Origin of the sequence: Amycolatopsis sp. NPDC051758 (genome assembly GCF_044453095.1) — a bacterium.
Taxonomy (GTDB): domain Bacteria; phylum Actinomycetota; class Actinomycetes; order Mycobacteriales; family Pseudonocardiaceae; genus Amycolatopsis.
This window is the reverse complement of the sequence record NZ_JBITCJ010000001.1, coordinates 1290852-1314878: the sequence shown is the minus strand read 5'-3', so window position 1 is coordinate 1314878 and position 24027 is coordinate 1290852. Positions and strand designations below refer to the sequence as shown.

The following is a 24027-nucleotide window of genomic DNA, read 5'->3' as shown; positions in this document are numbered from 1 at the left end:
TGCGCTAGAGGCCGACGAACTCCGCCATCCGCGCCGCCGTGTGGGCGAAGAACTCGTCGGCCGGGTCGACACTGCCGACGTACTGGCCGAACAGGTCGAAGTTGATCGCCCCGAACAGCTGGGTCCACGCCATGAGCAGCCGGGCCACGGTCTCGGGACCGGCGACGAACCCGAGGGCCTTCGTGAGCGTCTCGGCCTGGGTGCGGAGCTGGGGTGGGACGTCGCCGTCGATTTCTCGCAGCTCGGTGTGCGTGAGCACCTTGACCAGGGCGAGCGCGACTCGGGCCGCGGGCGCGACCGTGTCCTGCGGAGCCTGGTAGCCGGGGATCGGTGAGCCGTAGATCAGCGCGTACTCGTGCGGGTGTGTACGGGCCCAGTCGCGCGTGGCCTGCCAGATCGCGAGCCACCGCTCGCGCGGGGCGCCCTTGCCCGGGTCTGCCTGTTCGGCCGCCTCGCCGATCGCGTTGTAGGCGTCGACGATCAGGTCGGTCAGCAGCCGGTCGCGGCTGGGGAAGTACCGGTAGATCGCGGACGACACCATGCCCAGCTCCCGCGCCACCGCGCGCAGCGAAAGCCCGTGCGCGCCGACCTCGGCGAGCTGGCGGCGGGCCTCGTCCTTGATCTCCTGGGTCAGTTCGGCGCGGGCACGTTCGCGCGCGGTCCGGGTCGCGGTCATGGGGATCAGTGTGCCACGACGAGAGCGGCGCACAAAATAGAGAGCAGTGCTCTTGACAGTGTGCGGCGCTCTGGTGTTCACTGCTCTTAACCGAGAGCACTGCTCTCCCAGAAACTTCGGAGGACACCATGACCGCCACTCGCTACATCGAGCCGAAGAAGGCCACCAACGCGTTCAACGAGGCCGTCGCGAAGCTGACCCGGATGGGCTTCAGCGTCTGGGGCAGCCGGGTGCTGACCGTTGTCGGCCGCAAGAGCGGTGAGCCGCGGTCGGTTCCGGTCAACCTGCTGACCGTCGACGGCGTCCGCTACCTCGTCGCCCCGCGCGGCGAGACGCAGTGGGTGCGCAACCTGCGCGCCGCCGGCCAGGGCACGCTGCGCGTCGGGCGCCGCGTCGAGGAGTTCACCTTCCGCGAGCTGGGCGACGACGAGAAGCCGGGCATCCTGCGCGCCTACCTCAAGCGCTGGAAGTTCGAGGTCGGCGTGTTCTTCGACGGTGTCGACGCCAAGGCCTCGGACGAGAAGCTGCGCGAGATCGCGCCCGGCTACCCGATCTTCGAGATCTTCACGAAGTAGGTTTGCGCCGCTTGGTCAGGTTCGCGGCGACCAGGACGACGCCGACCAGGAACGCGACGAGCCCGATCAGGAACCACAGCTTCTGGCCGGTCATGAAGCTGCCGGTGATGACCCCGATGCCCTGCAGCACCCAGACCGCGCCGACGAGCACGAGCACAACCCCGACCGCGAAGGTGATCCATCGCCTCATCGGGCCAGTCTAGGCGGGCCGCTCGTCCGGGACGAGTTTGTGCTTGTAGGCGTAGACGACGGCATGGACACGATCGGGCAGCCCGAGCTTCGAGAGCACCCGCGACACGTGTGTCTTCACGGTCTCTTCGCCGACGTGCAGCTGCCGCGCGATCTCGGCGTTGCTGCAGGCGTTGGCGAGCAGGAGCAGCACCTCGCGTTCGCGGGAGGTCAGCCGGGCCAGCTCGGGTGGTTCGGCGGCCGCGGGTTCGAGCACCGAGGCGAACTTCGCGACCAGCCGCCGGGTCACCGACGGGTCGATCAGCGCGTCCCCGCGCGCCGCCACCCGCATCGCCGCGACCAGCTCCTCCGGCGCCAGGCTCTTCAGCAGGAACCCGCTCGCCCCGGCGCGCAGCGCGCGGTAGACGTACTCGTCGGCGTCGTAGGTGGTGAGCACGAGGACACGGGTGTCGTTGCCCGGCGCGGCGAGGATCGCCTCGGTTGCGGCGAGGCCGTCGAGGCGGGGCATCCGGACGTCGAGGACCGCGACGTCCGGGCGCAGGCGGGCGGTCTCGGCGACGGCTTCGCGGCCGTCGGACGCCTCGCCGACGCAGGTGAAGTCGGGCTGGGTGTCGAGCAGCGCGCGCATCCCGGAGCGGAACATCGCGTGGTCGTCGGCCAGCAGGACGCGGATCATGTGCTCTCCACCGGGAAGGTCGTGCGCAGCTGCCAGTGCTCGCCGGTCTCGCCGTAGGAGACCTGGCCGCCGAACAGCGTGACGCGCTGGCGGATCCCCGCCAGGCCGCGGTGCGCGTGTTCACTCTGGGCGGTGCGGCCTGGGCGCAGTCCGTTCGTCACGGTGAGAACGACCTCGGTGCGGCCGTGGTTTAGTTCGACCTCGACCGGGCCTTCGCCGTGGCGCAGCGCGTTGGTCAGGGCTTCCTGCGCGATCCGGTACAGCGCGACGTCGAGGGAGCCCGGCAGTTCGCGGGACTCGCCGCGCAGCGTCAGCCGGACGGGCAGGCCGGCCGCGCGGACGGTCTCGACCAGCTCGTCGAGGTTGTCCAGACCGGGCTGGGCGGCGGTGTTTTCGGCGTGCAGGAGGTCGAGCAGCCGGCGCAGGTCGGCCATCGCCGAGCGGCTCGCGGACTCGACCGCGCCGAGGGACTTGCGCACCGGCGAATCGCCTTCGGGCAATCCGAGCCGGGCCGCGCCGGCGTGCACGCCGATGGCGCTGACGTGGTGGGAGATGACGTCGTGGAGGTCACGCGCGATCGTCGTGCGTTCCTCGGTGACGGCCCTGCGCACGGCCTCTTCTTCGTGCTGGCGGCGTTCGTCCGCTTCGCGTTCGAGGTCGGCGATGTAGGCGCGGCGGGCGGTCGTGTACCGGCCGACCAGCCACGGCAGGAGCGCGCTGACACTGACGCTGATCGCGATCAGGCGGCCGTCGGACGCGGTGCGCCCGCCGCCTTCGATGCAGCCGGCGGTCACCCCCGCGACCATCACGAGCAGCGCGGCCACCGCGGGTTTCGGCCGCAGCCACGCCCCGGCGCGGTAGCCGGCGATGAGGATCCCGGCGTTGTTGCCGACGACGTACCCGGTGCTGGTGCTGAGCAGCAGCGGTGAAGCGGCGAAGAGCAGGGCGTGCGCCAGCGACACCCAGCCCGAGTAGCGGGCCGGCCCGGCGAGCGCGGCGTTGACGGCGATCCCGCCGAGCAGCACCGCCCACGGCTGCCAGCGGCCGTCACCGAGCGGCCCTCGCACGCCGAAGAGGACGGCGTCACAGGCCACGCAGACCAGCGCGACCAGCAGCGACTGCCGCCTCAGTGACCCCCTGATGTCGTGCACGCCCGCAACTCTGCCCTAACCGGACGGCGCGCTGGGCGGGAACGCCCCGATGCGACGGGAGGGGGACGCGGCATCGGGGCATTCCCTGGTCGGGCAGCTCGGCGGGGCAGGTCCCGAACGCCCCAAGGTGGCCTTCGGTGCGTGTGACGCAACCAAGGCGGCCTTCGGTGCTCCATCCATGCCCCCGCCACCACCCTCAACGGAGGCGCTTCGCGCCACAGCGTTGATTCAACGCACCCAAGGTGGCCTTGGGGCGCTTGGTCAGTTGGTCGGGCTGGTCAGCTGGTCGGGCGGGCCGAGTAGTCGCGGCGCTGGCCGGGCTGGCGCTGGCCCTGCTGCATGGCCTGGCCGAGGGACGTCGCCGTCGCGGTCTGGCCCTCCACCTTGGCCACCACCGTGACGTTCGTGTCGCCGGTCTTCACGTCGCCCGTCTTCTGCGTCGACGAGTCGAGCGTGTACGTCTGCTTGTAGCCGTCCTTGCTGGTCAGCGTCACCGACGTGGCGCTCAGCTCGGTGACGTCGCCGGTCTGCAGCCGCTCGGTCGTGTAACCGCCGCTCTGGTCGGCCACGACGAAGTCGCCGTGCAGCGCCTCGCGCAGCGCGGCCATGCCGCCGCCGAAGTTGCCGCCGGGTCCGCCCTGGCCGCGGAACTGGCCGCCGCCCGGGCCGCCGAAGCCGCCGGGGCCCTGCTGGGCGGAGTTGTCGGCGCTGCTGGTGCCCGCCCAGATCGCCGCGCCGCCGCCGGCCGCGATCACCACGGCGATGCCGGCCGCGATCGCGGTCTTCTTGCCGGACCAGCCCTTCCTGGGCGCGGCCGGGGCCGGGTCGCCCCAGCTCGCCGGGGCCGGCTGGCCGGCGGGGGCCGGCTCGCTCTGGGGCGTGTTCGGCTCGGTCGTCATCGTGTCCTCCGGTGGTACCCACACTGGTCCAGCTCAGGTTCACCGCCGTGGCTGTGGGGAAGCTGTGCGGGGCGTCAGCACGCGCTGTGGCTCCGTTACCCGAACGAAGGACCTTCACAGGAAACGCACAGCGGCTGCACAGTGAGCACCGAAGCGCCGCCGAGAAGATGGCACTATGACCGCTATGAACGCCACGTCACCAGGCCCTGGCAAGGCCGACCTGCGCCGCGCCGACGGGAGCCCCGTCCGGGTCCTCGTCGTCGACGACGAGGCGACGCTGGCCGAGCTCGTGTCGATGGCCCTGCGGATGGAGGGCTGGGAGGTGCGCAGCGCGGGTGACGGCACGGAGGCCGTCCGGATCGCGCGCGACTTCCGCCCGGACGCCGTGGTCCTCGACGTCATGCTCCCCGACTTCAGCGGGCTGGAGGTGCTGCGCCGCATGCGGTCCGAGGCGCCGCACCTGCCGGTCCTGTTCCTGACGGCGAAGGACGCGGTCGAAGACCGGATCGCCGGGCTCACCGCGGGTGGCGACGACTACGTCACCAAGCCGTTCAGCCTCGAAGAAGTCGCCCTGCGCCTGCGCGCGCTGCTTCGCCGGGCGGGCGGGGTGACCGGCGCGAGCGGGTCGCAGCTGGTCGTCGGCGACCTCACCCTCGACGAGGACAGCCGCGAGGTGCACCGCGGCGGCGCCCTGGTGCCGCTGACCGCGACCGAGTTCGAGCTGCTGCGTTACCTCATGCGCAACCCGAAGCGGGTGCTGTCTAAGGCCCAGATCCTGGACCGCGTGTGGAGCTACGACTTCGGCGGCCAGGCCAACATCGTCGAGCTCTACATCTCCTACCTGCGCAAGAAGATCGACGCCGACCGCGAGCCGATGATCCACACCATGCGGGGCGCCGGGTATGTCCTCAAGCCAGCGGGCTGAGCGGCGGCGGTTCCGGGCGCGGCGGCCGTGGTCGCTGCGGCGGCGGCTGATCGTCCAGCTCGCCGCGCTGCTCGCGCTCGTGTGCGTCGTCGTCGGCGTGGTGACGGAGTTCGCGCTCAGCGAGTTCCTCGTCGGCCAGCAGGACAAGCGGCTGGCCGCGGCGACCGACCGCGCCGCGCACGGCGCGGACCGGCCGCCGCCGTGGACGTACGAGGGCGAGGCCCCGCCGCCGGACCCCCTGCGCGCGCTGGGCCAGGGCGAGGGCACGCTCGCCGTGGTCCAGATCGGCTCGCGGGCCACCGGGTCGGTGATCGACTCCACCGTCGCGAGTTCGCTGCCGAAGCGGCGAGCGCCGTTCCGGAACATCGAGAAGGGCCAGACGCTGGCCCTGCTCGCCCTGCCGTCCGACGGGAAGCCGCACAGCGTCGACCTCGGCGGCAAGCTCGGGGACTACCGCGTCGTCTCGACGACGTCGCCCGGCGGTGAGAAGACCGTCATCGGCCTTCCGCTGACGGACGTCAACGAGACGCTCTGGCGGCTGGGCTTCATCCTCGGCGGCGTCGCGCTCGCCGGGATCCTGGTGGCCGGCGCGGTCGGCGCGGCGACGATCCGGCGCACGATGAAACCGCTCGACCGGCTGGCCGCGACCGCGACCCGCGTCTCCGAGCTGCCGCTGGACCGCGGCGAAGTCGCGCTGTCCGAACGGGTTCCGGACGCCGACACCGACCCGAACACCGAGGTCGGCAAGGTCGGCTCGGCGCTGAACCGGATGCTGCAGCACGTCGCGAACGCGCTCAGCGTGCGGCACGCGAGCGAGAACCGGGTCCGCCAGTTCGTCGCGGACGCGAGCCACGAGCTGCGCACGCCCTTGGCGGCCATCCGCGGCTACGCCGAGCTGACTCGCCGCAGTGGTGAGCAGGTGCCGCCGGACGTCGCGTTCGCGATGAGCCGCGTCGAGTCCGAGTCACGCCGGATGACCACGCTGGTGGAGGACCTGTTGCTGCTGGCGCGCCTCGACTCCGGGCGGCCGGTGGTGCACGAGTGGGTGGACCTGTGCCGGCTGGTGGCCGACGCGGTCGCGGACGCGCACGTCGCGGGCCCGGACCACAAGTGGCTGATGGAGGTCCCCGGCGAGCCGATCGGCGTCCGCGGCGACGCGGGGCAGCTGCACCAGGTGGTGATCAACGTGCTGGCCAACGCGCGCACGCACACCCCGCCGGGCAGCACGGTGACCACCTCACTGTCCACTTCGGACGGAATCGTCCGGCTCCGGGTGGCGGACGACGGCCCGGGCATCCCGCCGGACATCCTCCCGGACATCTTCGAGCGCTTCGCCCGCGGCGACAATTCCCGGTCCCGGGCGGCCGGGAGCACCGGCCTCGGCCTGGCGATCGTGGCCGCGGTGGTGGGCGCGCACGGCGGGCGCGTCGGGGTGAACAGCCGGCCGGGGCGGACGGAGTTCGCGATCACGTTCCCGGAGGCGCCGGCCCCCTAGCGCCGGGACCACCCGATCGAGGCCGATGCACAGCGCACGCACAGCTTCGGCACAAGTTCACCACATGCGGCGCCGACACGGTGAGGATCATGACGACCACGCTGTCGGCGCCCGAGCACGCCCAGCCCGCGCCCCGGGCCGCCCGCGAACCGCGGTGGATCAAGCCTTCCGTGACCGCGCTGCTGCTCGGGACCGGGGTGCTCTACCTGTGGGACCTGGCGAAGACGGGCTGGGCCAACAACTTCTACGCGATGGCCGCGCAGGCCGGCACGTGGAGCTGGAAGGCGCTGTTCTTCGGCTCGCTGGACCCGGGCAACGTCGTCACCGTCGACAAACCGCCGTTCGCCCTGTGGGTCATGGGGTTGTCCGGACGGCTCTTCGGCTTCTCGAGCTGGAGCCTGCTCGTGCCGAACGCGCTCGCCGGCGTCGCGTCGGTGGGGCTGCTGTACCTGGCCGTGCGGCGGTTGTCGGGGCCGGGCGCCGGGCTGCTCGCCGGGGCCGCGCTCGCGTTGACGCCGGTCGCCGCGCTCATGTTCCGTTACGACAACCCGGATTCGTTCCTCGTGCTGCTGCTCGTCGCCGGCGCGTACTGCGTCGTTCGTGCGCTCGACCACGCGAGCACGAAGTGGCTGCTGCTGGCCGGGGCCGCCATCGGGTTCGGCTTCCTCGACAAGATGCTGCAGGCGTTCCTCGTGCTGCCCGCCTTCGTGCTGGCGTACGCGGTCGCGGCGCCGACGTCGCTCGGGCGTCGTGTCGGCCAGCTGTTCGCGGCGGCGGGCGCGGTGCTCGTCTCGGCCGGCTGGTGGATCGTGGCCGTCGCGCTGTGGCCGGTCGCCGACCGGCCCTACATCAGCGGGTCGACCGACAACACCGTGCTGGAGCTGGCTTTCGGCTACAACGGCCTCGGCCGGATCTTCGGTGAAGGCCGCGGCGGAGGCGGCGGTGGGACGTTCGCCCCGCCGTCCGGAGCGGGCCGCGGTTTCGGTGGTGGGTTCGGCGGCGAGACCGGGCTGACGCGGTTGTTCAGCGGCGAGTTCGGCGGCGAAGCGTCGTGGCTGCTGCCCGCCGCGGTGATCGGCCTGGTCGCCGGGCTGTGGTTCACCCGGCGCGCGCCGCGTACCGACCGGACGCGGGCCGCACTGCTGCTGTGGGGCGGCTGGCTGGTGGTCACCGCGCTGGTGTTCAGCTACATGAGCGGCATCATCCACCCGTACTACACGGTCGCCCTCGCCCCGGGGATCGCCGGCACGCTGGGGATCTCCGCCCGGGAGCTCTGGCGCGGCCGGACGAACTTCGCGGCGCGCGCGGTGCTCGCCGTCATGGTCGCGGTGACGGCGGTCTGGGGTTTTGTGCTGCTCGCGCGGACGCCGGACTGGCAGCCGTGGATCCGCTACACCCTGCTCGTGCCGGCCGCCGCGGCGGTGCTGGCCCTGCTCTTCGGGGCCGACCGATTCCGGCGGCTCGGCCCGGTCGTGGCCGTACTCGGCCTCTGTGGCGCGCTGGTCGGGACGACGTCGTTCACGCTGGCCACGGCGGCGACCGCGCACGCCGGCGGGACCCCGTCGTCCGGGCCGGCCGTCGCGAGTGGACGCGGGTTCGGTGGCCGGGGCGGTTTCGGCGAAGGCCAGACCGACGCCGCGGTGATCACCCTGCTGAAGAACACCACGACGAAGTGGGCCGCGGCGCAGAGCGGCGCGATGCAGTCGGCCGGGCTGGCGCTGTCGAGCGGACGGCCGGTGCTCGCGATCGGCGGCTTCAGCGGCAGTGACCCGGCGCCGACGCTCGAGCAGTTCCAGCAGTACGTCGCCGCGGGCGACGTCCACTACTACGTCGCCGGTGGCCGGGGTGGCTTCGGCGGCGGCCGGGGGACCTCGGGTGAGATCCAGACCTGGGTCGAGCAGAACTTCGCGGCGCAGACCGTCGGCGGCACGACCGTTTACGACCTCACAAAATCTGTCAATTGATCGAAATTCGATCAATTGTTTCCAGCGTGTTAACAGTCGAGGAATCATTCGTGGATCCGGGGCCGGTGCGATAACAGCGGAGGCGCACACTTGTTCGAATGCCCGACGCATTCCGAACGATTGTTCGGTTCCGGTGAATAGCGCTCAGTGATGATCACGGTGTGGTGTAACGACGAGGGACTACAGCCCGTGCAGCTGCACGCGCCCGCCGTCGCGATCTTGGCCGGGCGGCCGACAGAAAGCCGGTCCGCGGGGCCCGTCGAAAGTGTCGATGGCGCTGGTTGGCCCAGGCAGGGATCACTCGTTCGGCTGCATCCTCGGGGCATTGTGGTGATCTTGTGCCCCTCGCTAGGCTCTCCGCCGGGTGAGGGACAAGGGGTAGCTGATCCGGTGCGCTGACGGACCGGATCTCACTGGGTGTGGGTGATCCCTGTCCGCGTTGTCTCATCCGTGACCCGATCAGGTGCGTCTGGAAGAGAGCAGCGATGACTGTGCGCTTTCAGCGCCCCAACACTCCACTTCCCCCGCCTCTTGGAGTTTCGCTGTGACTTCCCGTCCCCGCCCCCGTCTGCTGACGGTGCTCCTGACCTTGCTGACCCTCGTCGGGGTCACCGCGCTTTCAGGGTGCAGTGACAGCGACGCCGCCGGCAGCGGCAGCAAGATCACCCTCGGGTTCAGCGCCTGGCCGGGCTGGTTCCCCTGGCAGGTCGCGCAGGAGCAGGGCCTCTTCGCGAAGAACGGCGTGAACGTCGACCTCAAGTGGTTCGACAACTACACCGACAGCATCAACGCGCTGTCGAGCGGGGCGATCGACGCGAACAGCCAGACCCTCAACGACACGCTCTCGTCGGCTTCCGGCGGCGCGAAGCTGTCGATCGTGCTGGTGAACGACAACTCGACCGGCAACGACAAGATCATCGCGCGGGACGGGATCAACGCCGTCGCCGACCTGAAGGGCAAGAAGGTCGCGGTCGAGCAGGGCACCGTCGACCACTACCTGCTGCTGCTCGCGCTGCAGGAGGCGAAGCTGACCGAAAAGGACATCGAGCTGGTCAACCTGCCGACCGACGCCGCCGCGGCCGCGTTCGTCGCCGGCCAGGTCGACGCGGTGGGCGCGTTCGCGCCGTTCACCACCAAGGCCCTCGAGCGCCCGGGCAGCCGCGCGATCTCGTCGTCGGCGGAGTTCCCCGGCGCCATCCCGGACCACCTCGTCACGTCGCAGAAGCTGGTCAAGGAGCACCCGAAGGACGTCCAGGCGCTGGTCAACACCTGGTTCGAGACGCTGACCTGGATCAAGAACAACAAGGACGCGGCCGTGCAGATCATGGCCAAGCGCGGCGGGGTCAGCGACGCCGAGTACAAGACCTACGACGCCGGGACCACGATCTTCACGCGCCAGCAGAACCTCGACGCGTTCACCCCGGGGGTCACCGCCCAGCACCTCGACTTCTCCGCGAACAAGATCGTCGACTTCATCGTGAACACCGGGCTCGCCCAGCAGCGGCCCTCGCTCGACGGGCTGTTCGACGACCAGTTCGTGAAGGCCGCGCCGCAGTGACCGGTCCGACCCAGCGCACGGCGTCCTCCGGCGCCCCGGCCGACGAACGCGCGGCCGAGGCGCTGGAGGCCGAACAGCGGCTCGCCGAGCGGCAGGAGTCCGGCCGGGGCCGTCCCGCCTGGGCGCCGCTGCCGCGGCGGGCCGCGCCGAAACCCGCGTCACCGCTGTTTTCCCTGCGCACGCCGATTTCCGCGTCGGCCCGCTGGACGCTGGCGGTGCTGTCGTTCGCGATCCCGTTCCTCGCCTGGGTCGTGCTGAGCGTCAGCGGGGTCGTGGATTCGACGTTCCTGCCGTCCCCGGCCGCGGTGCTCAAGGCCGGGCTGGACATGGCCGGCACCGGCGAGCTGTTCGACGACCTCTGGGCGACGACCCAGCGGGTGCTCGAAGGCTTCGGGCTCGCGGTGCTCGTCTCGGTGCCGCTCGGCATCCTGATGGGCACGTTCACCGCGGGCCAGGCGTTCTTCGAGCCGCTGATCGGGCTGCTGCGCTACCTGCCGGCGAGCGCGTTCATCCCGCTGCTGATCATCTGGCTGGGCCTGGGCGAGCCGTCGAAGATCGCGATCCTGTTCATCGGGACGGTCTTCTTCAACACCCTGATGACCGCCGACGTCGTCCGCGCGGTGCCGGCCCCGCTCATCGACGTCTCCTACACGCTGGGGGCGCGCCGCGGCGAGGTGCTGCGCAAGGTCGTCGTGCCGCACTCGCTGCCCGGCATGATCGACGCGGTCCGGGTCAACGCCGCCGCGGCGTGGAACTTCGTCGTCGTCGCCGAGCTGATCAACTCGCAGGCCGGCCTCGGCTACCGGATCGTGCGGGCGCAGCGGTTCCTGCAGACGGACAAGATCTTCGCGGTGCTGGTGGTGATCGGGGTCGCCGGCCTGACCATCGACGTCCTGCTGCGCCTGCTGCGCACCCAGGTCGGGAAGTGGGCGGTATGACGCTGGAACTGCGGGGTGTCGCCAAGGACTACCACGTCCGCGGCAAGGTGACCCGCGCTCTCGACGGGGTCGACCTCGAAGTGTTGCGCGGCGAGTTCGTCTGCGTCGTCGGTGCGAGCGGCTCGGGCAAGTCGACGCTGCTTTCGCTGGTGGCCGGGCTGAGCAGCCCGACCGAAGGCGAGATCCGGCTCGACGGCGTCCCGGTGACCGGGCCCGGCCCGGACCGCGGGCTCGTCTTCCAGCACGGCGCGCTCTACCCGTGGCGCAGTGTCGAGAAGAACGTCGCGTTCGGGCTCGAGCTGCTCCCGGTCGACGCGGCCGAGCGGGCCAAGCGCGTGGACTGGTACCTCGCCGAGACCGGGCTCGACGCCGTGCGCCGCTCGCTGCCGAAACAGCTTTCGGGCGGGCAGAAGCAGCGTGTCGCGATCGCGCGGGCGCTGGCGTGCGAGCCGGAAGTCCTGCTGCTGGACGAACCCTTCGGCGCGCTGGACGTCCAGACCAAAGAGGACATGCAGGTGATGGTCCGCCAGGTGTGGGCCGACACCGGCACCACGGTGCTGATGGTCACCCACGACGTCGAGGAAGCGGTGTTCCTGGGCGGCCGGGTGGTGGTGCTCGCCTCCGACCCGGGCCGCATCGCCGCCGACGTCGAGGTGACGCTGCCCGCCGAGCGGGGCCTGGCGGTGAAGCGCGAACCGGGGTTCCTCGCGCTGCGCGCCCGGATCGAGGACCTGGTCCGCGAGCCGCACCGCGGCCACGTCAAGCGGGTGGCCGCGGCGGAGTGAGAACGGAAGACGGGAAGGTGGCGGGATGAGGCACGGCAGGGCGACCGCGGAACGGGCCGGCGGCGGGGGTTTGCTCACCCGGCTCGGCATTCGCGGCAAGCTGAACCTGCTGCTCCTGCCCCCGCTGGTCGCGGTGGTGCTGGTGTCGGTGCCGTTCGTGCTGACGCAGGCGAACAGCGCGCTGGCCGCGACGCAGTCGGCGACGGTGGCGCGGCACACCCAGCAGCTCGGCGGCCTGGTGCTGCAGCTGCAGCGGGAGCGGCTGCTGACCGGCGCGTTCGTCGCGACGCCGTCGATGTCCGCCGACCAGATGCTCCAGCAGCGGAAGACGGTCGACTCGACGGTCGAGAGCGTGCGCTCGTCCCTCGGCGCCGACGCGCCCGACGAGCTGTCCGCGGCGCTGACGCGGATCGGCTCGCTCGCCGAGCTGCGGCAGAACGCCGAACGCCGCGGGGTCGCCCTCGACAGCGTCGCCCGCACCTACCACGCGGTGATCGGCGCGGTAATCGATTCACTGCGGCTCGTCCCGCAGCTCACCAGTGACGCCGAAGGCACCCGGGAGCTCACCGCGCTCGAAGCGCTGCTGCGCGCGAACGAGGAGAACTCGTTGCGCGGCATGGCGCTGATCGTGACCGCGGTGGCGCCCGAATCCGGCCGGACCATCCTCGACGACGCGACCCAGCAGGCGCCGATCTTCACCGACCGCTTCGTCCAGCAGGCAGACAGCGAGCAGTCCGCGCTGGTCGTCAACGTCGAGCAGGGTGACGCGGGCCGGCGCATCGACGAGCTCGCCGGCCTGGTCGGCAACCCGCGTGACGCCGGGGCGACCACCCAGTACGTCGCCGACGTCCTCGCCGCGTCGGAAAGCCAGGCGGGGCAACGCAAACTGATCCAGGAACGGGTCACCGGCGAGATCGCCGACGCGGCGACCGACCGTGCCGACGCGGGCACCCGGCTGGCGTGGCTGGTCGGTGTCGGCGCGGGCCTGCTGTTCCTGCTGGTGGCCTTCCTCGCCGTCGCGGTGTCCCGCTCGATCGCCCGGCCGCTGCGCCGGCTGACCACCGCGGCGACGTCGGTCGCCGACCTCGCCGGCACCGAGCTCGTCCGGGTGACCGACACCGAAGAGGCCGAGGAGCAGGTGCCGCGACTGGCCACCATCGACGTCGTCTCGAGCGACGAGCTGGGCAAGCTGGCGGCGGCGTTCAACCGGGTCCAGACCACCGCGGCCGAGCTGGTCGAGCGGCAGGCGCTCACCCGGCGCAACACCAGCCTGATGTTCGCGAACGTCGCGAAGCGCACGCAGAACCTCGTCGGCCGCCAGCTCGCGCTGATCGACGAGGTCGAGCGCAACGAGCAGGACACCCGGCTGCTGGCCAGCCTCTACCGGCTCGACCACCTCTCCACCCGCCTGCGCCGCAACGCCGACAACCTGCTCGTGGTGTCCGGCACCCGCGACGAGACGCGCATCGCCGGCCCGATCGAGCTGTCCACGGCGCTGCGCTCGGCGCTCGCCGAGATCGAGGACTACCAGCGCGTCAAGCTCGGCGTCATCGCGGAGATCCTGCTGTCGTCGGCGCTGGGCGCCGACCTCGTGCTGGTGTTCGCCGAGCTGCTGGAAAACGCGACGTCGTTCTCGCCGCCGGGCTCGACGGTCGAGGTGGACACGATGTTCCTCGCCGACGGCTCCTGCCTGGTCAGCATCGTCGACCACGGCATCGGCATGACCGCGGCGAAGGTGGCCGAGGAGAACAAGCGGCTCGTCGAGCGCGAACGCCTCGAGCTCGCGCCGACCAGTGTGCTCGGCCTGTTCGTGGTCGGCCGCCTGGCGCGCCGCCACGACCTGGGTGTCGAGCTGCTCGCGACGCCGACCACCGGCGGCGTGACCGCGCGGCTGACCATCCCGCCGTCGCTGTTCAGCCACCGCAGCGGGTTCGCGAAGCCCGACCCGGCGCCGGTGATCCCGGCGCAGGCCGCGCCCAAGCCGAAACCGCGTCCCGCCGAAGCCGTGGCGGTGGCCGCCTCGGTGTCCACATTGGACGAACTCCGGCCGGTGGCGCCGCAGACCGAACTGCCGATGCCGGCGATCCCGGCGCTGCTCGGCACGATCCGCGGCAACGGCTTCCGCTGGTTCAACCAGCTCGAGCCGGCCTGGCCCGACGCCGAACCCGACGTCAAGCCCGCTCCGGAGCCCGAAGAAGCCGAAGCCCGGGGTGGCCTGCGCCGGCGCGTCCGCGGCGCCCAGCTGCCCAGCCCGGGCACCACGGCGCCGGTGGAGGAGGGCAAACCGCGGCACGACCCGGAGGCGACCAAGGCCGCCATGGACGGGTTCCAGAGCGCCTTCGCGAAGGCCGCCGAGGTCGGCGCGATGGAGAACGACCCGCCGGCCGCACCGCCGACCGTGGTCACCGAGCCCGTCTCGCTCCCGGTGCGCGTGCCGGTCGTGGCCGACCCGCCGTCGCGGGACGGCCTGATCCGCCGCGTCCCCGGCGCCCAGCTCGCCCCGGGCCTGCGTCCGCAAACGTCCGTGGGCCGGCCGGCCGCCCGAGCCGTCGTGAACCGCCCCCGGCGGGACCCGGCGGCCGAGCGGGCGGCGTTCGACTCGTTCGCCGCCGGCCTCGCCAAGGCGGAGGACGTGGTTACGGCAGACAGCCCGCCCCGAGGCGTGGTCGCCGGTCGTGTGATGGAACGAGGAGAAGAGAGCAGGAAATGAGCATCCCCGCAGCTGGCGTCAGTGTCGAAGCCCAGAACTTCAACTGGCTGGTGAGCCGCTTCGCGCAGCACACCGCGGGCGCGATAGCCGCCATCGCGGTCTCGGCCGACGGTCTGCTGATCGCCGTGTCGTCGGAGCTCGAGCGCTCCAACGCCGACCGCCTCGCCGCGATCTCCTCCGCCATGCTCGGCCTCGCCCACGGTGTCTCCGAAAGCCACCCGCTCGGCTCGCCCGACAAGGTGATCATCGAGCTCGAGCACGGGTACCTGCTGGTCTGCACCATCAGCATCGGCTGCTCGCTCGGCGTCCTCGCCAACAAGCAGGCCAGCCTCGGCACGATCGCCTACGAGATGGCGATGTTCGCCAACCGCGCCACCGAGGTCCTCACGCCCGGCCTGATCGAGGAGCTCAAGAACACCGTAGGTTCGTGATGACCGAGGAACCTTCGCTCCTGCGGCCGTACCTGATGACCTCGGGGCGCGCCCAGCCGGTGGACCAGAGCCTCGAGATCGAGGCCCAGGTCATGACGTCCCGCCTGGGCGCGGCGTCCCACCCGAAGCTCACGTTCGAGCGCCAGGAGATCGTCTCCCTGTGCCGGAGCACCATGTCGGTCGCCGAGGTGGCCGCCATGCTCGGCCTGCACATCGGCGTCGCCCGCGTCCTGGTGGCCGACCTCGCCGAACTGGGCTACGTCGTCGTCCGGCGGCCGGCGAACCACAACTCGCAAGACCTCGGCATGATCGAAAGGGTCATTCGTGGACTCGAAGCCATTCACTGAACCGGGCACCCGGCCGCCGGCCCCGGTCAAGATCGTCATCGCGGGCGGCTTTGGCGTCGGCAAGACGACGGCCGTGTCGTCCATTTCGGAGATCAAGCCGCTGACGACCGAAGCCGCGATCACCTCGGTGGCGGCTTCGGTGGACCGCACGGGCCACGTCCCGGCCAAGACCACCACGACGGTGGCTTTGGACTTCGGCTGCATCACCATCGACGACGAGGTCAAGCTGTACCTGTTCGGCACGCCCGGCCAGGACCGCTTCGGCTTCATGTGGCAGGACCTGGTCCACGGCGCACTGGGCGCGCTGGTCATCGTCGACACCCGCCGCATGGACGACTGCTACCCGGCGGTCGACTACTTCGAGAACGCGGGCCTGCCGTTCGTGGTGGCGGTGAACATGTTCGACGGGTCCCTCGGGCACAACCTCGAGGACGTGCGGTGGGCCTTGGCGGTGAGCGAGGACGTCCCGCTGATCACGTTCGACGCGCGGCAGAAGCTTTCGGTGCGGGACGCGCTGCTGGCGGTGCTGCGGAACACGTTCAAGCGGGCCAGGGCCCAGGCGGGCGCGGGGGCTTAGGAGGGGTTCCGGCGTCCTTGCCGGACCGCCCGCTACACTGATCCACGGACCCCGCGCGGCGTCCACCCTGTGAACTTCCCCAGGGCCGGAAGGCAGCAAGGATAAGCAGGCTCTGACGGGTGCGCGGGGTCCCCTTCTTTTCGGCTCCGGCTCTTGGGCTTCGCCCTTCGCCGGGCCTTCACTTCGTCCTTTTGCCCGGGGGCCGAGCCCCCGGACCCCCACGGTGCCGAAGTTGCGGCCTATCAGCGCTGCCGCGGCATTTCTCGTGCTTCGTGGGGTGAGATTTTTAGAACACGCCCAGCATGTCGTCCGGCGGCTGCGGCACCGGCGGCAGGTCTTCGTCCGTGATCGGCTTCGCCCGGCCCGCCAGTTTCTCCAGCTCCGCGCCGTACACGCACCGTGCCGGGAACGCCGCCGACGCCGTGCGGGCGGCGATCGCCGTGGCCGGGAGTTCGGTTGCCGAGGCCGCTGCCACCAGGTTGCCGAAGCGGCGGCCCTTCAGCACCGCCGGGTCGGCCAGCAGCATCACCTCCGGGAACACCGCTCGCAGCGTCGCCACGAAGCGGCGGGCGAACGGCAGGCCCGAGCCGTCCGTGATGTTGGCGAGGTAGAGGCCCGGGGTGCGGAGGATCCCTCCGATCGCGCGCGTGGCCTCCAGCGTTGCCAGGCCGCCGGCCAGGGTGGCGCGCTCGAACGCGTCGACCACCACCAGGTCCGCCGAGTCCTCGCGGCGGGTCGTCAGGCCGGTGCGACCGTCCGTGACCCGGACGCGCAGGCCCGGCACGCGCAGCCCCAGCTGGGCGCGGACCAGCTCCACCAGCTCCCCGTCGGCGTCGAACACCAGCTGCCGCGACCCCGGGCGCGTCGCCTCGACGTACCGCGGCAGCGTGCAGGCCGCGCCGCCGATGTGCAGCGCCTCCAGCGGGCCCGGCGGCAGCTGGTCCACCACGTCCCCGAACCGGCGGACGTAGTCGAACTCCAGGTTGGCCGGGTCGTCGAGGTCGACGTACGACTGCGCGACGCCCTCCACCGACAGCAGCCAGGCGTTGCCCCGGTCGACGTCGCGGAGCAGCTCCGCCGTCCCGAACCGCACCGGGTACTGCCCGGGCACCGGCTCCGCCTTCCGCGCACGACCCACGACGACCGAGCCTAGCGGCGGTCGGAAACATTCCGCCCGCCGCGCCGATAAGGGAGCGGAACGATCATCGATCGAGGGGGTTTTCCTTGCGTGCGAACGCAGTAATCGTCGCCGCGGCACTCGCCGCCGGGGTCTTCGTGACGCCGGCGGCCGCGGACGTCCTGCCCGAGCGGGCCCAGGCCGTCCAGCTGCTGGAGTCCGGTGGCCCCGGCGTGGCCAGAGCCGCCGAAACGGCGTTGCTCGGCACACCCGCCGACCTGCAGTCCTTCCTGACCACCGGCCGCTACCAGGCCCAGGACGACGACGACCGGGTCCTGGTCACCCAGGCCCTGTCGACCGGCGGCCCGGCCACCAAGCGCGCCGCGCAGAAGGCGCTCGACGGCACCATCGCCGACGTCCGCGAGTTCCTCGCGCACGGCCTGGCCCAGGCCCGGGTGGCCGACGACCGGATCGCGGTCGGCCAGGCCATGAGCGCCGGCGGCCCGACCGTCGACGAGCGGGCCCAGACCGCGCTCGACGGCACGCCCGCCGACGTCCGCGCGTTCCTCGAAACCGGCCTGCAGCAGGCGAAGGACATCGACGACCGGGTGCTGGCCGCCCAGGCCATGGCCGCCGGCGGCCCGGAGGTCAAGGCCGCCGCGCAGACCGCGCTCGACGGCACCCCGGCCGACATCCGCTACTTCCTCGACCTGTGGCGGAAGGTCGCGGCGGACGGCGACACGGAGGTCGCCGCGGTCCAGGCCCAGCTCGACTTCGGCAAGGCGGCCGCGGCCAAGCACAGCGCCCTCGGCGTGAACCTCGCCAAGAGCCGCGCCGCGACGATCGCCTCGGACGCGCGCAAGGCCGACACCGACCGGCTCACCACCCAGCAGGGCAAGGCCCAGCAGGACGCCCAGGCCGCCGCGGGCGCCGAAGCCGCCGCGCAGCAGCAGGCCCGTGACGCCGCGGCTCGCGCCGCGCAGGCCAAAACGGACAACGACAAGCTGCTCGCCGACACCGCAGACCCGGCGCTGACCGTGCCGAACGGCCGTCGCGCGGCGGTCTACCTGCTGCGCACCGGCGGGTCCGCGGTCAAGGACGCCGCCCGCGCCGCGCTGAACGGCTCGGACGACGACGTCGTCACGTTCGTGCGTAGCGGCCTCGCCGTTGCGCAGGAGTCCGACGACCGCGCCGCCGTCGCGGTCATCGCGGCGGACCCGAACGCCCGGCCGGGGCTGCGCCAGGCCGCTCGTGACGCGCTCGCCGGGCCGTACGCCGGCGTTGCCGCGCTGCTGCGCACCGGGGACTACCCGGGCCGCGACACCGACGACCGCGTCGAGGTCGGCCGGATCATGGCGACCGGCGGCCCGGCCACCCAGCGCGCCGCGCAGACGGCGCTCGACGGCACCCCCGCCGACGTCCGCGCCTTCCTGACCACCGGCCGGTTCGTGGCGCAGCGGCACGACCTGCGGATCAAGGTGGCCCAGACGCTGTCGGACGGTCCCGAGGTCAACGCCGTCGCGCAGGGTGTGCTCGACGGCCCGGACTCGTTCCTGGCGCCGTACCTGGCCGGCGAGCTGGGCAAGGCGCGGGCGCGGGACGCCTTCACCACGCAGCACGTCGCCAAGGTGAACGCTCTGGTCGCCAAGGTGAACGCCCTGGTCTGACCGCACGGCGAAGGTTGTCGGACCTCCCCGGTAGTCTCGCGGCGTGGCTCTCGCGCTGTACCGCAAGTACCGTCCGGCAACCTTCGCCGAGGTCGTCGGGCAGGAGCATGTGACCGAACCCCTCCGCACGGCGCTGGCCGCCGGGCGGATCAACCACGCCTACCTCTTCTCCGGCCCGCGCGGCTGCGGGAAGACGTCGAGCGCGCGCATCATGGCGCGCTCGCTGAACTGCGTGAAGGGGCCGACACCCGACCCGTGCGGCGAGTGCAACTCGTGCAAGGCGCTCGCGCCGGAGGGTTCGGGCAGCGTCGACGTCACGGAGCTCGACGCGGCGAGCCACGGTGGTGTCGACGACGCCCGCGAGCTGCGGGACAAGGCGTTCTACGCGCCCGCCGAGTCGCGCTACCGCGTGTTCATCATCGACGAGGCGCACATGGTCACCACGCAGGGCTTCAACGCCCTGCTGAAGATCGTGGAAGAGCCGCCGGAACACGTCATCTTCATCTTCGCGACCACCGAGCCGGACAAGGTGCTCACCACCATCCGCTCGCGCACGCACCACTACCCGTTCCGGCTGATCCCGCCGGGCGCGATGCGGACGCTGCTGGAAAGCAACGTCGCTGCCGAGGGCGTCGAAGTCGAGCCCGCGGTGTACCCGCTGGTCATCCGGGCGGGCGGTGGCTCGGCGCGTGACACGCAGTCGGTGCTCGACCAGCTGCTCGCCGGCGCCGGGCCGGACGGTGTTTCCTACAGCCGCGCGGTGTCGCTGCTGGGCGTCACCGACGTCGCGCTGATCGACGACATGGTCGATGCGCTTTCGACCGACGACGCCGGCACGGTGTTCGGCACGGTCGAGAAGGTCACGGAGGCCGGGCACGACCCGCGGCGGTTCGCCACCGACCTGCTCGACCGGCTGCGTGACCTGGTGCTGCTGCGCGCGGTGCCGGAGTCCGCGGGCGGGCTGGTGTCCGCGCCGGAGGAAGAGCTGTCGCGGATGGTCGCGCAGGCCGAGCGGCTCGGCCTCGGCACGCTCTCGCGGTACGCCGATATCGTCCACAATGGACTCTTGGAGATGCGCGGCGCGACGTCGCCGCGGCTGGTGCTCGAGCTGCTGTGCGCGCGGATGCTGCTGCCGTCGGTCACCGAGGCGGAAAAGGCGCTGCTGGCCCGGATCGAGCGGCTGGAGCGCCGGGCGACCCTGGCCGGCGGGGGTGGCGCGCCCGCGGAAGGTGGCGTCGAGCCGCCGGTGCGGGCGGCGCCGGAGAAGGAGTTCTCACGGCCTTCGCAGCGGGCGGCGTCGGCGGGTCCGGCTCCGGTCGTGGTGCCCGAGCCGCCCCAGGCCGAACCGGCCCCGGCAGCCAGGCCCGCCGAGGGTGGCGGTGCGACGGCCGCTCCGGCAGCAGCTCCGGCCCAGTCCGTAGATGGTGCCTCGCGCACCCCGGGTGGTGGCACGCCGGCCGGCGGCGCTCCGGCGGCGGCTTCGGGTGGCGCCCCGGCCCAGTCCGCGGATGGCGGCTGGGGAACCCCGCGTACCCCCGGCGGCGGCACGCCTGCCCCGGCCGCGGCGCCCGCGGCCGAACCGGCCGACAACAGCGGCTGGGGGGCCACCCGTGCCCCCGGCGGCAGCACACCCGCCCCGGCCGCGGCGCCCGCCGCCGAAGAACCCCCGGCGCCCGCGCCCACGGCGTCGGGCGGGCTGGACGCCGCCGCGATCCGGAACGTCTGGCCGCAGCTGATGACCGCGCTGCGCAAGTTCACCGGCGGCCGCAGCCTCGAGGCGATGCTCACCCAGGCCACAGTCGCCACGGTCGAGGGCAACGCCCTGACGCTGACCCACAAGTCCGAGCCGCTCGCCCGCCGCCTGTCCGACCAGGACAACGCCCGCAAGATCGCCGGCGCGCTGACCGAAGTCCTGGGCGGCGAGTGGCAGGTCCGCTGCGTCCACGGCAACGCCCCGGCGGCATCCGCCGCGCGTCCGCAGCAGGCGGCACCCGCGCCGGAGCGCTCGTTCACGCGCCAGTCGGCGGCCGCGCCCGCAGCGCCGCCGGCTCCGGCCCAGCAGCCGTCCCGGCCCGCGCCCACACCCCCGCCGGCGCGTCCGAAGGTCACCACCTCCGAGCCGGACATCCCGTTGCCCCCGGAACCTGCCGGCGAGGACGACGAAGACCTCTACAACGAGGACGCCAGCCCGGCGCCGCCACCGCCCCCACCGCCGCCGGACCAGGACCCGGACGAGCTGGCCCGCAAGCTGCTCTCCGACCACCTCGGCGCCCGCCCCCTGGACTGACCAAGGTCGCGGCCGGCCCGGACCATCGACGTCTGCGGCGAGCCGTCCGGGTTGATCGTGACCTCTCGAAACCAGGAACCCGACAGGTAAGTGGGCGGTCGTCGTCGTGTTCGCGCTCAGCCGCGGCGGCACGGCGAGGCCGTCGTGGCGGCTCAGGAGGCCAGGTAGGCCTCGATCGCCGCGGTGATGGCCGAAGCGAACTGCTGGCGCCCTTCCGCGCTCGTCATCCGCGCCGCTTCGGCCGCGTTGCGCATGTTTCCGCACTCCACCAGCACCGTGGGCCGCGTCGAGAGGTTCAGCCCGCCGAGGTCCGCGCGCGCCGAGAGGCCGTTGCCGCCGATGTAGTTCGACGTGCTGAAGCCGCCGGTGCGCATCGTGTCGCGCAGGGTCTGGGCCAGCCGCGTCGACGGCGCGCCCTGCGCCGCGTTCAGCGGCGGTGACGAATACGCGACGTGGAAGCCGTTCGCCCCGGCCGCGGTCGAACCGTCGGCGTGGATCGAGACGACGGCGTCGGCGTTCGCGGTGTTGCCGATCGCGGCCCGCTGGTCGACGCACGGGCCGACGCCGGTGTCGTTCTGTCGCGTGTAGACAACCCGGATTCCCTTGGCCGCCAACGCTTGCCCGACCCGCTGGGAGACGTCCCAGGTGAACGCGTGCTCGGGGTACCCGGCGTTGGTGGCGGTGCCGGTGGTGTTGCACGGCTTGGTCTGGCCGCGCCCGGCCGGCACCTGCCGGTTGATTTCCGCGGGGTGGGAGCCGTTGCCGCCGTTGTGCCCGGGGTCGAGGACGACGACCTTCCCGGCCGCGACCGGCGGCGGCGCGGTGACCGAAGACGGCGACGGCGGAGGTGGCGGAGCGGACGTCACCGTCGTCGGCGCCGGCGTGACCGTCCGCGTCGTCACGGGAGCCGGCGCCGGTGCTGCCGGGGCCTCGTCTTCGCAGCCGGTGAGCAGCAGGGCACCGGCCAGCAGCAGGGGGACAATCGCGCGTCGCACGGCGACCACGGTGCCACAACCCGGGCCCACCCGTGGCGCGACTACCCTGGTGGTGACACAGGCGTGCAGAGAGGACCGAGTGCGATCATGGTGCAACCCGGCGGCGGCTTCGACATTTCCCAGCTGATGCAGCAGGCCCAGCAGATGCAGCAGAAGCTCGTCGAGGCCCAGGAGGAGCTCGCCAACACCGAGGTCACCGGCACCGCCGGTGGTGGGCTGGTCACCGCGACCGTCTCCGGTGACAGCCAGCTGAAGAGCCTGCAGATCGACCCGAAGGTCGTCGACCCGGACGACGTCGAAACGCTGTCCGACCTGATCGTGGCGGCGGTCCGCGACGCGTCGGCGAGCGCCCAGAAGCTCACCGAGCAGAAGCTCGGCCCGCTGGCCGGCGGCCTCGGCGGCGGTGGCGGCGGCATGCCCGACCTCGGCGCCCTCGGCTTCGGCGGCTGACGAACTTGTACGAAGGTGTCGTCCAGGACCTGATCGACGAGCTCGGGCGGCTGCCCGGGGTCGGGCCGAAGAGCGCCCAGCGGATCGCGTTCCACCTGCTGGCCGCGGACCCGGTGGACATCTCGCGGCTGCAGGACGTCCTCGGCAAGGTCAAGGAGGGCGTCCAGTTCTGCGAGGTCTGCGGCAACGTCTCGGAGCAGCAGAAGTGCCGCATCTGCCGCGACGAGCGCCGCGACCTCACGGTCATCTGCGTCGTCGAGGAGCCGAAGGACGTCCTGGCGGTCGAGCGCACGCGCGAGTTCAAGGGCCGCTACCACGTGCTGGGTGGCGCCCTCGATCCGTTGTCGGGCATCGGCCCGGAGCAGCTGCGGATGCGCGAGCTGCTCAAGCGCATCGGCGAGGCGGACATCACCGAGATCATCATCGCGACGGACCCCAACACCGAGGGCGAAGCGACGGCGACGTACCTGGTGCGGATGCTGCGCGACTTCCCGGGCCTGAGCGTGACGAGGTTGGCGTCGGGGCTGCCGATGGGCGGTGACCTGGAGTTCGCGGACGAGCTGACGCTGGGCCGCGCGCTCTCGGGCCGCCGTGTCCTATAACGGCCTCCCGGTAGCGCCGGTCCGGACGTTCATGCTCGCCGTGCAGGGGAGAACGCCGGAGCTCGTCGACATCCTGGACTGCGCCGAGCTACCCCGGTCGAGGCGGGTTCACCCCATGTCCGGGGTGATCGAGCTGACCGTCGGAGAGGTCACGGTCTTCGACCGGAACTTCCACGCGGACGTCGAGCGGCTGTGGCGCGACATCGCCGACCTCGTGGCGCAGTACCGCCAGGAGGGCCGGGCGGAGACCCCGCTGTGGGAGGAGTCCGGTGTGCTCCGGCTCGAGTCGGTCCCGGGCGGTCTGGTGCGGTTCACCCTGGCGTTCGACGGCGGCCCGCGCCGGACCGCCGTCACCGGCGAGGAAGATCTTCTCGCCGCGCTCGCCGTGGGCGGCGTCGAGTTCTTCGAAAAGCTGGGGAAGCTGACCGGCGGCTTCTACGACCAGGACATCACCAAGCTCACCGGTCGAACCGCCTCAGGTCGTACAGGTCCATCAGCCTGATCACCTTGTTCGCGTACTCCGGGTCGGTGGCGTACTTCCGCGCCACCGCCCGGATGAACGCGTCCGGATCGGACCGGACCGGCAACGCCGCCGCGTAATTCGACGAAGTTGTCAACAGCCGCCCGTAATCACGGAATGAGTCGTCAACAGACGCGTAGGACCGGAAAAACGCGTCCACCGGATGGCACGGCGCCGGAATGCACTCCGTGGTCGGGTACCGCGCGCAGCGCAACGCAAGCGGCCCCGGGCTCGTCGGTGTCACGCACTTGAAGCCGAAGTAGTTGCGCTCGGCCGTGGACAGCTTGCTGCGGCCCCAGTTCGACTCCAGGATCGACTGCGCCACCGTGACCGATGCCGGGATGTCGTACGCGGCGTGGATCCGCAGGGCGATCGGACCCGCCGCGCCGACGTACGCCTCCTGGAAGCCCGCGCTCAGCGCCGCGTCCCGAACCGAGACCTGGTCGATCGGGGGAACGACCAGGAGGACGGCCGCCCGTCCGATGTGGATCAT

General features: G+C 72.0%; 24 protein-coding genes and 1 other RNA gene. 17 read left to right on the top strand and 8 right to left on the bottom strand.

The annotated features are described in order from the left end of the window. Positions 1-4: 4 nt before the first annotated feature. The gene (locus ACIA5G_RS06840; RefSeq protein WP_395921221.1) at positions 5-676 is read right to left on the bottom strand and encodes a TetR/AcrR family transcriptional regulator; all 672 of its coding nucleotides are present in this window, start codon (positions 674-676) and stop codon (positions 5-7) included. A gap of 128 nt (positions 677-804) precedes the next feature. Between ACIA5G_RS06840 and ACIA5G_RS06835 the strand changes: the two genes are divergently transcribed. Then, the gene (locus ACIA5G_RS06835; RefSeq protein WP_395921220.1) at positions 805-1251 is read left to right on the top strand and encodes a nitroreductase family deazaflavin-dependent oxidoreductase; all 447 of its coding nucleotides are present in this window, start codon (positions 805-807) and stop codon (positions 1249-1251) included. On the opposite strand, the gene ACIA5G_RS06830 is transcribed toward ACIA5G_RS06835, so the two are convergent. The 4 genes from ACIA5G_RS06830 to ACIA5G_RS06815 all read right to left on the bottom strand — a co-directional run bounded on the left by ACIA5G_RS06830 (position 1241) and on the right by ACIA5G_RS06815 (position 4166). Further along, positions 1241-1441: a hypothetical protein gene (locus tag ACIA5G_RS06830; RefSeq protein ID WP_360666471.1), complete on the bottom strand. Its 201-nt coding sequence runs from the start codon at positions 1439-1441 to the stop codon at positions 1241-1243. The genes ACIA5G_RS06835 and ACIA5G_RS06830 overlap by 11 nt on opposite strands. Positions 1442-1450: 9 nt before the next feature. Continuing rightward, positions 1451-2116: a response regulator gene (locus ACIA5G_RS06825; protein ID WP_395921219.1), complete on the bottom strand. Its 666-nt coding sequence runs from the start codon at positions 2114-2116 to the stop codon at positions 1451-1453. After that, entirely contained in the window at positions 2113-3267 is a 1155-nt protein-coding gene (locus tag ACIA5G_RS06820; protein ID WP_395921218.1) for a sensor histidine kinase, read from the bottom strand. The genes ACIA5G_RS06825 and ACIA5G_RS06820 overlap by 4 nt, the downstream gene beginning before the upstream one ends. 278 nt (positions 3268-3545) lie before the next feature. Further along, positions 3546-4166: a hypothetical protein gene (locus tag ACIA5G_RS06815; protein ID WP_395921217.1), complete on the bottom strand. Its 621-nt coding sequence runs from the start codon at positions 4164-4166 to the stop codon at positions 3546-3548. 175 nt (positions 4167-4341) lie between these two features. Here ACIA5G_RS06815 and ACIA5G_RS06810 point away from each other — a divergent pair, with 175 nt between their 5' ends. The 11 genes from ACIA5G_RS06810 to ffs all read left to right on the top strand — a co-directional run bounded on the left by ACIA5G_RS06810 (position 4342) and on the right by ffs (position 16034). Then, positions 4342-5091, top strand: a complete 750-nt coding sequence (locus ACIA5G_RS06810) for a response regulator transcription factor (RefSeq protein WP_395921216.1) — start codon at positions 4342-4344, stop codon at positions 5089-5091. Next, positions 5069-6586, top strand: coding sequence for a sensor histidine kinase (locus tag ACIA5G_RS06805; RefSeq protein ID WP_395921215.1), 1518 nt, complete (start codon positions 5069-5071; stop codon positions 6584-6586). Before ACIA5G_RS06810 ends, ACIA5G_RS06805 begins: the two co-directional genes overlap by 23 nt. A gap of 89 nt (positions 6587-6675) precedes the next feature. Continuing rightward, positions 6676-8550, top strand: coding sequence for an ArnT family glycosyltransferase (locus tag ACIA5G_RS06800; RefSeq protein ID WP_395921214.1), 1875 nt, complete (start codon positions 6676-6678; stop codon positions 8548-8550). Between the two features lie 544 nt (positions 8551-9094). Further along, complete coding sequence (locus ACIA5G_RS06795) at positions 9095-10108, top strand: ABC transporter substrate-binding protein (protein ID WP_395921213.1); 1014 nt, start codon at positions 9095-9097, stop codon at positions 10106-10108. Further along, complete coding sequence (locus tag ACIA5G_RS06790; RefSeq protein WP_395921212.1) at positions 10105-11046, top strand: ABC transporter permease; 942 nt, start codon at positions 10105-10107, stop codon at positions 11044-11046. The genes ACIA5G_RS06795 and ACIA5G_RS06790 overlap by 4 nt, the downstream gene beginning before the upstream one ends. Then, positions 11043-11831, top strand: a complete 789-nt coding sequence (locus ACIA5G_RS06785; RefSeq protein ID WP_395921211.1) for an ABC transporter ATP-binding protein — start codon at positions 11043-11045, stop codon at positions 11829-11831. Before ACIA5G_RS06790 ends, ACIA5G_RS06785 begins: the two co-directional genes overlap by 4 nt. Before the next feature lie 25 nt (positions 11832-11856). Next, the gene (locus ACIA5G_RS06780; protein ID WP_395921210.1) at positions 11857-14541 is read left to right on the top strand and encodes a nitrate- and nitrite sensing domain-containing protein; all 2685 of its coding nucleotides are present in this window, start codon (positions 11857-11859) and stop codon (positions 14539-14541) included. Beyond that, positions 14538-14972, top strand: coding sequence for a roadblock/LC7 domain-containing protein (locus ACIA5G_RS06775; protein ID WP_364378792.1), 435 nt, complete (start codon positions 14538-14540; stop codon positions 14970-14972). The genes ACIA5G_RS06780 and ACIA5G_RS06775 overlap by 4 nt, the downstream gene beginning before the upstream one ends. Next, positions 14972-15319: a DUF742 domain-containing protein gene (locus tag ACIA5G_RS06770; protein ID WP_395921209.1), complete on the top strand. Its 348-nt coding sequence runs from the start codon at positions 14972-14974 to the stop codon at positions 15317-15319. Before ACIA5G_RS06775 ends, ACIA5G_RS06770 begins: the two co-directional genes overlap by 1 nt. Further along, the gene (locus ACIA5G_RS06765) at positions 15297-15896 is read left to right on the top strand and encodes a GTP-binding protein (RefSeq protein ID WP_395921208.1); all 600 of its coding nucleotides are present in this window, start codon (positions 15297-15299) and stop codon (positions 15894-15896) included. Before ACIA5G_RS06770 ends, ACIA5G_RS06765 begins: the two co-directional genes overlap by 23 nt. 43 nt (positions 15897-15939) lie before the next feature. Beyond that, positions 15940-16034: signal recognition particle sRNA small type (gene ffs, locus ACIA5G_RS06760), an RNA gene on the top strand. Between the two features lie 148 nt (positions 16035-16182). Here the strand turns inward: ffs and ACIA5G_RS06755 are convergent. Beyond that, positions 16183-17034, bottom strand: coding sequence for a spermidine synthase (locus ACIA5G_RS06755; protein ID WP_395921207.1), 852 nt, complete (start codon positions 17032-17034; stop codon positions 16183-16185). A gap of 86 nt (positions 17035-17120) precedes the next feature. Here ACIA5G_RS06755 and ACIA5G_RS06750 point away from each other — a divergent pair, with 86 nt between their 5' ends. Further along, positions 17121-18680: an ALF repeat-containing protein gene (locus tag ACIA5G_RS06750; protein WP_395921206.1), complete on the top strand. Its 1560-nt coding sequence runs from the start codon at positions 17121-17123 to the stop codon at positions 18678-18680. A gap of 43 nt (positions 18681-18723) precedes the next feature. Then, positions 18724-20967: a DNA polymerase III subunit gamma and tau gene (locus tag ACIA5G_RS06745; protein ID WP_395921205.1), complete on the top strand. Its 2244-nt coding sequence runs from the start codon at positions 18724-18726 to the stop codon at positions 20965-20967. Between the two features lie 152 nt (positions 20968-21119). Here the strand turns inward: ACIA5G_RS06745 and ACIA5G_RS06740 are convergent, their stop codons facing one another. Beyond that, positions 21120-21971, bottom strand: a complete 852-nt coding sequence (locus tag ACIA5G_RS06740; RefSeq protein WP_395921204.1) for an N-acetylmuramoyl-L-alanine amidase — start codon at positions 21969-21971, stop codon at positions 21120-21122. A 78-nt stretch (positions 21972-22049) separates the two neighbouring features. On the opposite strand from ACIA5G_RS06740, the gene ACIA5G_RS06735 reads away from it, so the two are divergent. The 3 genes from ACIA5G_RS06735 to ACIA5G_RS06725 all read left to right on the top strand — a co-directional run bounded on the left by ACIA5G_RS06735 (position 22050) and on the right by ACIA5G_RS06725 (position 23516). Continuing rightward, positions 22050-22412: a YbaB/EbfC family nucleoid-associated protein gene (locus ACIA5G_RS06735; RefSeq protein ID WP_395921203.1), complete on the top strand. Its 363-nt coding sequence runs from the start codon at positions 22050-22052 to the stop codon at positions 22410-22412. A gap of 5 nt (positions 22413-22417) precedes the next feature. Then, entirely contained in the window at positions 22418-23014 is a 597-nt protein-coding gene (recR, locus tag ACIA5G_RS06730) for a recombination mediator RecR (protein WP_328612972.1), read from the top strand. Between the two features lie 115 nt (positions 23015-23129). Then, positions 23130-23516, top strand: coding sequence for a hypothetical protein (locus tag ACIA5G_RS06725; protein WP_395921202.1), 387 nt, complete (start codon positions 23130-23132; stop codon positions 23514-23516). Here ACIA5G_RS06725 and ACIA5G_RS06720 read toward each other — a convergent pair. Next, positions 23473-24027: a glucosaminidase domain-containing protein gene (locus tag ACIA5G_RS06720; RefSeq protein WP_395921201.1), complete on the bottom strand. Its 555-nt coding sequence runs from the start codon at positions 24025-24027 to the stop codon at positions 23473-23475. The genes ACIA5G_RS06725 and ACIA5G_RS06720 overlap by 44 nt on opposite strands.

Bases quoted from the DNA above. Each gene is read 5' to 3' on its own strand.
- ACIA5G_RS06735 (WP_395921203.1), top strand. From the start codon at position 22,050: ATGGTGCAACCCGGCGGCGGCTTCGACATTTCCCAGCTGATGCAGCAG.
- ACIA5G_RS06800 (WP_395921214.1), top strand. From the start codon at position 6,676: ATGACGACCACGCTGTCGGCGCCCGAGCACGCCCAGCCCGCGCCCCGG.
- ACIA5G_RS06720 (WP_395921201.1), bottom strand. From the start codon at position 24,027: ATGATCCACATCGGACGGGCGGCCGTCCTCCTGGTCGTTCCCCCGATC.
- ACIA5G_RS06725 (WP_395921202.1), top strand. From the start codon at position 23,130: ATGTCCGGGGTGATCGAGCTGACCGTCGGAGAGGTCACGGTCTTCGAC.
- ACIA5G_RS06830 (WP_360666471.1), bottom strand. From the start codon at position 1,441: ATGAGGCGATGGATCACCTTCGCGGTCGGGGTTGTGCTCGTGCTCGTC.
- ACIA5G_RS06825 (WP_395921219.1), bottom strand. From the start codon at position 2,116: ATGATCCGCGTCCTGCTGGCCGACGACCACGCGATGTTCCGCTCCGGG.
- ACIA5G_RS06835 (WP_395921220.1), top strand. From the start codon at position 805: ATGACCGCCACTCGCTACATCGAGCCGAAGAAGGCCACCAACGCGTTC.
- ACIA5G_RS06770 (WP_395921209.1), top strand. From the start codon at position 14,972: ATGACCGAGGAACCTTCGCTCCTGCGGCCGTACCTGATGACCTCGGGG.
- ACIA5G_RS06775 (WP_364378792.1), top strand. From the start codon at position 14,538: ATGAGCATCCCCGCAGCTGGCGTCAGTGTCGAAGCCCAGAACTTCAAC.
- ACIA5G_RS06815 (WP_395921217.1), bottom strand. From the start codon at position 4,166: ATGACGACCGAGCCGAACACGCCCCAGAGCGAGCCGGCCCCCGCCGGC.
- ACIA5G_RS06805 (WP_395921215.1), top strand. From the start codon at position 5,069: ATGTCCTCAAGCCAGCGGGCTGAGCGGCGGCGGTTCCGGGCGCGGCGG.
- ACIA5G_RS06840 (WP_395921221.1), bottom strand. From the start codon at position 676: ATGACCGCGACCCGGACCGCGCGCGAACGTGCCCGCGCCGAACTGACC.
- ACIA5G_RS06810 (WP_395921216.1), top strand. From the start codon at position 4,342: ATGACCGCTATGAACGCCACGTCACCAGGCCCTGGCAAGGCCGACCTG.
- ACIA5G_RS06785 (WP_395921211.1), top strand. From the start codon at position 11,043: ATGACGCTGGAACTGCGGGGTGTCGCCAAGGACTACCACGTCCGCGGC.
- ACIA5G_RS06780 (WP_395921210.1), top strand. From the start codon at position 11,857: ATGAGGCACGGCAGGGCGACCGCGGAACGGGCCGGCGGCGGGGGTTTG.